Source organism: Elusimicrobiota bacterium, assembly GCA_016180815.1.
Taxonomy (GTDB): Bacteria; Elusimicrobiota; Elusimicrobia; order JACQPE01; family JACQPE01; genus JACPAN01.
In genome coordinates this window covers 1-10,628 of the sequence record JACPAN010000010.1, presented here as the reverse complement: position 1 = coordinate 10,628, position 10,628 = coordinate 1, and the positions used below count along the sequence as shown (strand labels likewise).

Genomic DNA, 10,628 nt, shown 5'->3' with positions numbered 1-10,628 from the left:
TGGACAGCGTTATGCAAACACCCAGCGCCTTGGAAGAAGTCGTTGAAAAAAAAGCGATGAAATTTTTGTGCGTGTCGCGCATCGGCGCGATCACGGACTTGTGCTGCCAGTTGCTGAAAGAAGGCTGCGAGGTTCGGTATTTCATTGATGACAAAGGCGAACGGGAGGTCGGCGACGGCCTTGCGGAAAAAGTCCAGAACTGGGAAGAGTGGAAAGATTGGGCTGATGTGATCGTCTTCGATGATTCGGATTTTGGGGAAATCGCGGTACGCTTAAGGAAAGAAGGCAAATCCGTGATCGGCGGAACGCCGTATACGGATCGTTTGGAAATGGACCGGGAGTTTGGGCAGCAGGAGATGAAAGCCGCCGGGCTGTTGAATTTGCCGTCCTGGAATTTCATTACCTTCGACGAGGCCATCAAATTTGTCCAGGAGAACCCCGAGCGTTATGTAGTCAAACCTAACGGCACGGCCCAAGAAGAAAAGGTTCTTTCTTTTATCGGCCAGGAAGAAGATGGGTTGGACATTATCACTATCTTGGGTCATTACAAGAAAAGCTGGTCCAGCAAAATCAAAAGTTTTCAGGTTCAGAAACACGCGACCGGCGTGGAAGTGGCGATCGGCGCTTATTTTAACGGCTCGGACTTCATCCAGCCGGTGTGCATCAATTTCGAGCACAAGCGGCTTTTTAACGGCGATATCGGGCCCACGACCGGAGAAATGGGCACATCCATGTTTTGGTGCGACGGCGGCAAGCTTTTCGAGGAGACGCTGTTGAAAATGAGAGGCCGTTTGGCCGCGGCCGGCTACGTCGGTTATTTCGACATTAATTGCATCGCCAACGGCCGGGGCATTTATCCCTTGGAGTGCACGTCGCGTTTCGGCATGCCTACGCTGTCCATCCAGATGGAGGCGATGGTCACTCCGGTCAGCGAACTCTTGGCGGCTTTAGCTTGCCATGAGCCTCTCAACCTCAAAGTAAAAAGAGGTTTCCAGGTCGGCGTGGTGGTGGCCGTGCCGCCGTTTCCCTTCGATGATTTAAAGACGTTCAAAAAATATTCGGAAGATTCGATTGTTTTATTTAAAAGGCCGGTCAAAGAAGGAATCTGGCCCGCGGATATCAAAATTGTCGACGGCGAATGGCGTCTGACCGGAAGCTCGGGCTATCCCATGGTCGTGACCGGAGCGGGCCCGACCATGGAAGACGCGCGCAAAGAAGCCTATAACCGCCTCAAAAACATCGTCATCCCCAATATGTTCTATCGAACCGATATCGGCGAACGCTGGGTCAGGGATGGGGATTTGCTGAGAACCTGGGGCTACGTTACCTGATTCCTTAAGCCCCGATTGGGTCGGATAAATATCCTCGGGCCCGCATTCTGATCAAAATACGTTTCGCCATCCTGGAAACGTATTTGGCGTTGCGGGGTTTGGGATAGCGTAAAGGGGCCGGCAGGTAGGCGGCTAAAGTCGCGGCTTCTTCCGGAGTTAAATCGTTCGCTGATTTTCCGAAATAATGGTGCGCCGCAGCCTCGGCTCCGTAAATACCGGGACCCCATTCCGCGACATTGAGATAAATTTCAAGAATCCTGCGTTTGGTCAGGTGTTTTTCCATCTGCCGGGTGATGACGGCTTCTTTGGCTTTGCGCAGGGGATTTTTTGACGGCGACAAATAAAGATTCTTAGCCAGCTGTTGCGTGATCGTGCTCGCGCCGTAATGCAAACGTTTTTTTTCCCAATTGCGGCGCATGGCTTCTCTAAACTGATCAACGTCGAATCCGTTATGTTCCCAGTAGCGTCCGTCTTCGGCCACGATCACGGCATTTCTAAGATGGGGAGAAATTTTTTCATACGGCATCCACTGCTGGATGATGGTTGATTTTTTGCCGGCTTTTTCGGCCTGCGTTTCCCTTAAAATCATCAATTGAGTTTCTTTGGGGTTGTGCCTTTTGAGTGAGGAGACATCCGGCAGGCAAGCCAGGTAGCCCAAACATCCGAACAACGAGGCGAAACAAGCCGTGGAAAATACGGGGATCAGTTTCATGAAACATCAATTTTAGCACGATGGAACCCTTGTCGCACCGAAAAATTACCGCTGCGTCCACAGGTCGTATTCTGTAGAATGAACTTAATGGGGAGACGACGCGCAGCTGCGGCTGTATTAGCCGTGTTTTGCTTTCCCGGCATTGCGTTGGCGCAAGATGCTTTAAAAGCCGCTCAGGAGCTTTACGATCGGGGGGAGTACAGCTCGGCCTTGGGTTATTACGAGCGCTATATTAAGCAGAATCCTAAAGATCCCAAGGCTCAATCCATCCGCTTCATGATCGCGGAGTGTGCGCTTAAAGCCCGGCGGCTTGAGGCCGACTCCTCCGGGCGGACGGATCGAAGCCTTTCCGCGGAAAATAAAATCGCTTCTCTTTTTCTTGAAACGGTCAATATCGAACCCAAGAGTTACCTGGCCGAAGGAGCCCAGTTTCGCGTCAATGAGATGTTTTTTAATACGGGCCTTTATAGCGAAGCCGCGCAATCCTGGGACAAGTTTCTGGATAAATATGAGGGAAGCTATTTGCGAGGGGAGGCTCTTTTGGCCATGGCCCATACGCAGGCGGCGCGCGGCCAATTCGACGAGGCTCAGTTCGCTGTCGACGAGTTGTTGCGCTACAACCCCGCCTATCAGGAAGGCGATAGCGTCCGCTACCTGACGGGTTTGCTGGCGTTCGCCAAGAGGGATTGGGCCGCGGCCATCGAGAATTTTGAAAAGTTAACCCGCCAGACGGACGCGAGCCTTTACTACGCGGCGAAAAGCTATGCCTCCCAGGGCCGGGCGCTTTTTGCGGCCGCCAAGTTTCAAGAATTGATCAATCGTTACCCCGGCTCATCATTCGTCGAAGAGTCCGCGTTTCTTCTGGCGGACGCCTACTTTGCGGCCCAGGATTTTGCCGGCGCGGTCAGGCGTTTCGAGAGTTTCCTGGAAACCTACTCGACCGGCTCCTTCCGGTGGGCGGCACACTATAAAATCGGAGCGAGCTATTTTGCCGAAGAAGATTATCTGGCGGCCAGGGAAGCCCTGCAAACCGTTTTGGAAGGGCCTTCCGCCGGACCGGCCGGGGAATTGGCGCTTCACCATGGCTCCGGCCGCCTTCCCGGCAGCATCGCCCAGAACGGCAATGAATTCGTTCCCTGGGCCTTGTATTTGATCGGTGAAAGCTACCTGAAAGAAAAAAGGTTCAGGGAGGCGGGTTATGCCTTGAGCAAAATGGCCAACACCTTCCCGGCGCATTCCCTTGCCGCCAATGCTTTGTACAAATTGTCCTGGTGTTTCATCCAAGACTCGGACTTGGCCGCGGCTGAATCGAATCTCAGGCAATTGGCCGCGCTTTATCCTAATCATTCGATTCTTTCTTACGGCCAGCTTCTGTTGGGCCGGATTTTGCGCAATCAGGGCAAGTATGCCGAGGCGGCTCGCGCCTATCAAAAAAGCATTGACCTGACATTCCCGGGCGAAGTTGCGGAAGCGGCGATGGCCCTGGCCAGCCAGGTGCATTATTTAGGCGACAATGACGCGGCCTTGGTATCGGGCTATCATCTTCTGGTTAATAATTTTCCTCCCGCGGCCAACCCCTGGCGCGCATGGTCCTATTTATTCGTCGCGGAAGGGTATTTTAAGCGCGGGCATTATCGTGAGGCCGCGGATATTTACGAAGCCATCATTAAGGCTTACCCATCAAGCCCGGCTTGGCCCCATGCCCAGAACGGTTTGGCTTGGAGTTTCTTTAAAATGGGGCGTTTCAGCGAAGCCCTGGGCATCCGCGATAAAATTTTAAAAATGACGGGCGAAGCTTTCCCTGCGGATTTATTGCTCGTGAACGATTATGAGCGGGGCAATGTGCTGTTTAATTTGAAGCGCTACAGCGACGCCCTGGAACAGTTTGAGCGCTTCGGAGAAAAAAATTCGGGCCACGATCTCGCGCCCGAGGCCAAATACCGCATCGGACTTTGTTACGCTCAATTAGGGTATCACGGTCAATCGCTTGAGGTTTGGGAAGCGTTGAGAAAAACGCATGCGGGCTCGGAGGCCGCCATGCGCGCGTCTTGGATGATCGCGGATACTTATTTTCGCGCCGCCAAATACGACGCCGCGGTCGGCGCTTACCAGCAAATCATTGAAGCGAATCCCAAAGACAGCCGTTTGCCTCAGGCGCGTTTGCGCATCGCTCAAAGCCACTACAACAATCAAAAGTTTCCTGAAGCCATGGAAGCGTTTCAAAGCTTGATCGTCAATCATCCCGACACGCCCGAAGCAAAAGAGGGGCTCGATTTTTTGGCCTCATTGTTGGAGCGGGCCGAATTGCGTCATCTGGCGCAAGACCGCCTGCATAATGCGGCTGCTTTCTTGGGGGCTTCTTCAAAATTGGGCGCTGAAGCCCAATTTATCATCGCTCAGAGCTATTTCACCGCAGGAGACTGGGCTCATGCCGCGGAGGACTTGGAAAAATTGGGCATTGCGGGCTTTGACGCCGAGCGGTTGGCTTTGAAAGAGTACTATGCGGGTGAATCCTATTACCAATTGGGCAAGTGGAAAAATGCGGTTCGAGCGTTCGAACGCTTGGTCAAAAATTTTCCTCAAGATGAGCGCGTCGCCTTCGCTCTTTTTCGTCTCGGCGCCTCGTATTTTAAGCTTGAGAATTTCCGGGACGCCGCGCAATATTTTGAAGCCCTCGCACAAAATTATCCTAAATCGGATCAGGCGGCCAGCGCCATGTACAACGCGGCCATGAGTTATAAAAGCGCCAAGACTTGGACTCAGGCGGAGAACGCGTTCCTAAATTACATGCGCAAGTTTCCGGATAAAGCCAAAGAAACCGGGGCCCGGGAAGAACTGGCCGCCGTTTATGAGGAACAAAAAAAATACGGCGACGCCGCCATGCAGCTTGACGACGCCAGAAAAGAAATCGGCCGTTTGGAACCGCGCTATGGAGAGATGTCTTTTAAAATCGCCGAGTTGAGGGTTTTAGGCGGACAAGATGACGCCGCCATACAAACGTACGAGTTGTTGCTTGAGGAGTTGCCGGCCAAGAATGAATGGAGGCTCAGCGCCTTGATCAAACTCGGCGAGCTTTATGAAAAGAATAGCCGCTGGCAGGACGCCATCAGGGTTTATGATTTATTGGTCAAAGACGCCGTGAAACCTGAGTGGGTTCAAGCGGGCAAGGCCCGCGCCGAGTTCATCAAGACCAATCATCCGGAAATTTTCGGCGGCGGCAAAAAAACCGGTCCGCAGGGGGGTAACTAAATGCCTGAAATCAATTATTTGGAAATTCTGCGCACAAGCTTTACGCTTGTCTTGCTTCTGGGATGTTCGGTCGTGCTGCTGACCTTTGCCGCGGAGCGCTGGTTTTTCATTAAGAAAGCCTCCCGCGGCCAAGAGGCTTTCGTCAACACATTGATGAAGCTGATTGATTCCGGCAAGTTGGAAGAGGCGTTGACTCTTTGCGGAAAAACGCCCACGCCTTTATCCATCGTGGCCAAAGCCGCGATTACCCATCGCAAGAAACCCAAGTCGCAGCTGGAGGAGCTTTTATTGGCTATTCGTATGGAAGAACGCCAACATCTTGAGCGCCATCTGGGGGTTTTGGGCACATTAGGCAATATCGCTCCTTTCGTGGGCTTATTCGGGACGGTTGTCGGCATTATCAAGGCGTTCCAAGATTTAGCTCTATCTGGATCGGCAGGCCCTTCAGTAGTGGCCGCGGGCATCGCGGAAGCGCTCGTGGCCACGGCCGGAGGTTTGGCCGTCGCCATCCCTGCCGTTGTTCTCTATAACTATTTTCTTAAGAAGGTTAAAAATTTGACCGTGGCTATGGAAACCACGCAGATCAAAGTTTTGGTCGGATTGGAGGTCGCTTAACAAGAATGAGAACGCTTTCAGACGGCGACGATCCGATCACGGAAATCAACGTGACGCCGCTCGTCGATGTTTCCCTGGTTTTAGTCATTATTTTTATGGCGGTTTCTCCTCTTATCCTTCAGGCCGGCATCAAGGCCATGGAATCAAAAACCGGCGCCGCTCAAGGGCTCAAAACAGTCGAAAAAAACGTCAATTTAGAAATGGACCGGGCCGGGATCATGAGGGTCAATGGAAAAATCGTGCCCAAAGATGGATTGCGCATCGCGTTAAAGAAAGCGTTGGCCGCGAGCAAGGATCGACAATCCGGCACCAGAAAAATCGATTTGATGAACAAGAACAAGGACTCTCAAAAAGGAGAACAGGCGCGGTAATGGCCATGCAAACGGGCGGCGATCGAGACGAACCGGTCACCGGCATCAACGTTACTCCTCTGGTGGACGTTTGCCTGGTGCTTGTCATCATTTTCATGGTGACGGCGCCGATCCTAAACCAATCCACGCTTTCCGTTGATCTGCCCAAAGCCAAGACCAAGGAGGGCGAGGAAAAGTCCAATGTCACGATCACGATCACTAAAGATAAACGTTGGGCCGTCAATGAACAGGAAATCGCCGCGGACGAGATCGAAAAAGTTCTGCCGGCCAGGATTAGGCAAACTCCGGACAAGCTCGTCGTTATCAAGGCCGACCAGGAAGCGCTTCATGGCGAATTGCTATCAGCCATGCGGGCCGCGAAAAACGCCGGCGCCAAATCCATCACCATCGCGACGGTGCAGAAATGAGAAATTCGTTTGTTTCTTTCCGTCATTGCGAGCGCAGCGAAGCAATCTCATCAAAGAACTGCTTTTATGGGATGGCCACGGCCCCAAAGGGGCCTCGCCATGACAACCGAGAGATCTCAATGGTTGTTGCCAAATGAGCTGGGCCATTAATGATTCGCGGCGGTTGCAAGCCTGCTGGACCTTGTCGTTGTGCGTTCACGGCGCAGCCTTGGCCACTTTTTTGACCTGGCAGAAGCGCGTTGAAATGAGGCTTCCGGTTTTAGATAACGTTGAATTGATCGAGCCGGAGGCGTTGAAGCCGCCTTCGTCGCCCACGGCCGTTCCTCAGAAAGAGGAAAAAACCTGGCTCGACCTCATTAAAACAGCTCTGCCTAAAAAAACGGCCGCGCTCCTTGAGGAGTCCGTGCGCCCGGAGAAAAAACCTTCTCTCATGGAGACTCAGGCTCCGGCGCCGATCGATTTGAAGAAGGGGCTTGCCGGGGTTAAGCCTGAAATCAATTTGGACCGCGCGAATGTTCAGACCAAGGGGTTAAGCGACGCGGCCATGCCTGAAGCGGCCCGTTCGCAGCGCGCGCCTGCATTGAGCGAAGCTCCGATCAAACTTGAGGAAGTCGGGCGGGTGGCCGTTGCCAAACCGCAAGCCCCGGTTGAATCCATCGCTCTACGCACGACAACGCGCCGCTTGGCCGGCGACGGCGCCATCGCTTTGCCGGGTCTCAATCGGCCGTCTAAATCCGCTTTGAAAGAAGAAACCATCGCTTTAAATCGCGGTCCCGCCGTTAGGGTTCAAGCGCCGGTTGCCGACGATCGGGCGCTGGCCCTGCAAAATGCTCCTGCCGGAGCCGCTAAAGGGCCGGGAGCCGGCTCCATTCGCGACTTAACTGCGCCCGCCAAAGCCATCTCTAAGTCCTCCGATGAAAGGCTGTTGGGGGAGAAATCGTTCGGACGCGAAAAAGCCATGGAACTTAAAGGCCCTATCTCCAATCGTAAAATTCTTAAATACTTTTTGCCGGAATATCCTCAATGGGCCCGCGATCAAGCCATTGCAGCTTCGGTCAGCATTAAATTTTGGGTGGCTTCGGATGGCCGCGTGAGCAACAATACGGTGATTGAACGCACGTCGGGTTATAAGGATTTGGACGAACGGGCAATCCGGGCCATTAAGGGCTGGCTTTTTGAGCCGCTCAATTCGTCCGAAGAACAATGGGGAGTCGTGACATTTAGGTATGTGCTTGAGTAAATATTCGAGATTTCTTTTTTTAGCCGCGATGCTGATTGTTCCGGCAGGGTTTCTCCAGGCGCAGTTTCCGGCCGGCCTTCCCGGCATCGGCGGCGTTTCGCCGATGGATGAATCTGCGCCGAAAAAAGAAGATGACAAAGCCAAACAGGATTCGAAAGCTAAGTCTGATCAAAAGGCGCCTGCTGCGGCGGAAGTCTCCGGCGGGAAGGTCGGCGAATACGTCATCAAAGGCGAAAGCCGTCTGGCTTTAGACAGCGAAAAGCCTCCGCTGCAGGCGACGCTTGACGATGGGGAGCTCATCAAGCCTACGCTTGAGACGGAAAAACAGGCTTTTCTGGTCGGCCCGCCGGATTTTGGGCAGGTCAAAGACGCGGTTCCGACCGAGATTCATTCGGATTTCGTGATCGTGCCCCGGTATTTTGAATTTCGCCCGGATGCCGTGGCGCATGAGTTTAAGCTGCGGGCCGAGCTTGACCGCATTTATAAAGAGACTAATCTCAAGGAAGCCGCGGTTAAAGCCAGGTGGGAATTCCGCATCGCCGACGCTTCCGGTAAAATTTATATGGAATTTTCCGGCAAAGGCTTGCCGCCGGATGTTTTGGCTGTTCCGACGCGAAATGTGGAGGGTGAACCCGTCCGCCCCGGTTCTCCCTATGCCGGCGTCTTGACTTACCGCGACAGCTATGGCGAGGTGCATACGGCCCTGACTTCTCCGTTCACTCTTTCCGGCCTGCTGGAAAAAACGGAGAAAGGCTATGTCATTAACCTTTCCCTGGAAGCTCTTTTTGAGCGAAAACCAAAACCGGAGGATAAGGATAAAGGGGTTGTTTTGTCCGCGGCCGGAAAATCCATGGTTCAGGAAACCGCTGATTGGATTAAATCGCACCGTGGAGCTCTGGCTCCTCTTTATATCACTGTTTATTCAGGCAACAAGGAGAAAGGCCAAAAACAAGCTGATTTTTTAGCCGGACGGCTTATTCAAAGTCTTCTCAGAAGCAAGGAAAACGTGCAGGCGCGCGGTTCTCCCTCCGGCAGCCATCTGGATGAATATGTTGAGATCGCGGTTTTCGTCCCTAAAAAATAAGCTTTAAACGTTTTTTGCGTCCGCCTAGGCCCTTCAGGGAAAAATAATCCGGGTCTTAAGTCCCATGTTTAAAGGACCTTTTTCATCTAGGCTGTGAGTATGTTTAGATTCTTTGCGCGAGGTTTGATCGCAGTTTTTTGCGTTGTTGCGGCGCCTGCAGGCTGGGCTCAGGTGATCGTCGCCTCAGACGGTCGCGAGTATGACTGTTCCATCGAATGTCACCCGGAGTGTCCGGGGCAAGAGAATTTAAACGCCGTTTCAGGCGATGCTTCGGGAGCTTTTGTTCCGGCGACGACCCTCTCGGGAATTAAAAATCGTCTGGCTTCGGCGGGTATCGCCTCTCAAGGCGACAGCGACATCGGTTACGCTTATTTTCTCCAATTTCTTTGGAGTTATGAGAATCATGCGCCCAGAGAGTTCTATCAAGATTTGGAGAGCCGTTTGGCGTCGGGCGATGCTTCCGCGATTATTCTTTTAGATGATTTGCTGAACGCTTGCCGGGATTATGTCAGCATCGCCAACAGCAGCCAAGTCAATGTCCGCGTCATTGCGCAAGAAACTCTTGAACGCCGTATCGGCGAAATTGCCGGGGGCCGCTCCAATCGCGATCTTGCGCTGAAAATCAGGAGCGCTATGGACGAGATCGCGGCCGACAATGCGGCGCACAATCAGCGCATTGCTCAGCTGGAGACAAATTTGCAGGCCATGGGCATCAATCGCGATTGCGTTTATCGCGCCGGAACAGGCGCCGGTTCTCCTTGCGTCGAGGCGCCGTTGGCATGGTTTTATAACCTTGAAACCCGGCGCTATACGAATTTTGCTTTGACGTTCGATAAGTTGCGCCAAGGCAAAGAAGAAGATCGCGCTAGGGCTTTCCTTATCGATACGCTGGCGATTCTTGATGGCGCAAGAACGGGCAATTATGATAATCCCAATACGACCGAAGCCTCCAGCCGTATTTATGACCGGGAAAAGGAAGCTTTCGTTTATTTGGGGCTGGCTGCTCTCGCAGACGGCGGTTACAATCCCTACGGCCCTTTTTCAGGAACTTATGCTGAGTTCTCCGGATTTCTATCTGATTTGCAGGCAGAATATGCGCCTGGTTTTCAACCGGAGCCTGTGTCTGCGCCGGTTGCTCATGATAGCGGCGCTGTTCGCGAAGAAAATTCGCGTTCCGCTGATAATTTTCCATCCGAATGGAGAGAGAGAACAGGGACCATTGTTGTTCCCGCCGGAGGAGGCTATCATGGCTCCCGCACATCAGATGGTCACCGAATTGTGTACGAATAGATTATTTTAGTATTACTGTCTAAAAAATAGGACACTTTTTAAATAGGGACTATAGTCCCATTTAGGAATAGGACCAGCACTCCCCAACTTTTTCCCTAAAGTCTCACGTTCTTTGCATTAAATCCCTGTTACGCTTAAGGCGATGAACCCAATGCTTAAGAAACGAAGCATTCTAAAGCGCGGCATTACGCTGCTCATCGCTTTATCCCTTCTCATCACCACCCCCGGCCTGGACTTTTACCAGGTCTTTGCTCAGGTGATCATGGTGGATGGCATTGCGGTGGATTGCTCCAATCAAAGCCACCCGGCGTGCCCTTCGGAGGGCTCAA

General features: G+C 52.7%; 10 protein-coding genes. 9 read left to right on the top strand and 1 reads right to left on the bottom strand.

The annotated features are described in order from the left end of the window. The first annotated feature begins 56 nt into the window (after window positions 1-56). Window positions 57-1,331 (top strand): phosphoribosylamine--glycine ligase, encoded by a 1,275-nt coding sequence (locus tag HYT79_05040; GenBank protein ID MBI2069948.1) that lies wholly within the window; start codon window positions 57-59, stop codon window positions 1,329-1,331. 4 nt (window positions 1,332-1,335) lie between these two features. Here HYT79_05040 and mtgA read toward each other — a convergent pair whose 3' ends face one another. Further along, complete coding sequence (gene mtgA, locus HYT79_05035) at window positions 1,336-2,043, bottom strand: monofunctional biosynthetic peptidoglycan transglycosylase (protein ID MBI2069947.1); 708 nt, start codon at window positions 2,041-2,043, stop codon at window positions 1,336-1,338. Window positions 2,044-2,130: 87 nt separating this feature from the next. On the opposite strand from mtgA, the gene HYT79_05030 reads away from it, so the two are divergent. The 8 genes from HYT79_05030 to HYT79_04995 all read left to right on the top strand — a co-directional run. Further along, entirely contained in the window at window positions 2,131-5,292 is a 3,162-nt protein-coding gene (locus HYT79_05030; GenBank protein MBI2069946.1) for a tetratricopeptide repeat protein, read from the top strand. After that, window positions 5,293-5,907, top strand: a complete 615-nt coding sequence (locus HYT79_05025) for a MotA/TolQ/ExbB proton channel family protein (protein MBI2069945.1) — start codon at window positions 5,293-5,295, stop codon at window positions 5,905-5,907. Window positions 5,908-5,912: 5 nt separating this feature from the next. Beyond that, complete coding sequence (locus tag HYT79_05020) at window positions 5,913-6,278, top strand: biopolymer transporter ExbD (protein MBI2069944.1); 366 nt, start codon at window positions 5,913-5,915, stop codon at window positions 6,276-6,278. Beyond that, the gene (locus tag HYT79_05015) at window positions 6,278-6,685 is read left to right on the top strand and encodes a biopolymer transporter ExbD (GenBank protein ID MBI2069943.1); all 408 of its coding nucleotides are present in this window, start codon (window positions 6,278-6,280) and stop codon (window positions 6,683-6,685) included. The genes HYT79_05020 and HYT79_05015 overlap by 1 nt, the downstream gene beginning before the upstream one ends. 133 nt (window positions 6,686-6,818) lie before the next feature. Further along, the gene (locus tag HYT79_05010) at window positions 6,819-7,925 is read left to right on the top strand and encodes a TonB family protein (GenBank protein ID MBI2069942.1); all 1,107 of its coding nucleotides are present in this window, start codon (window positions 6,819-6,821) and stop codon (window positions 7,923-7,925) included. Then, entirely contained in the window at window positions 7,912-9,009 is a 1,098-nt protein-coding gene (locus tag HYT79_05005; protein MBI2069941.1) for a hypothetical protein, read from the top strand. Before HYT79_05010 ends, HYT79_05005 begins: the two co-directional genes overlap by 14 nt. Window positions 9,010-9,108: 99 nt before the next feature. Then, window positions 9,109-10,299: a hypothetical protein gene (locus HYT79_05000; protein ID MBI2069940.1), complete on the top strand. Its 1,191-nt coding sequence runs from the start codon at window positions 9,109-9,111 to the stop codon at window positions 10,297-10,299. Between the two features lie 151 nt (window positions 10,300-10,450). Further along, window positions 10,451-10,628: hypothetical protein (locus tag HYT79_04995; protein MBI2069939.1), on the top strand; the 178-nt coding region annotated here is incomplete at its 3' end.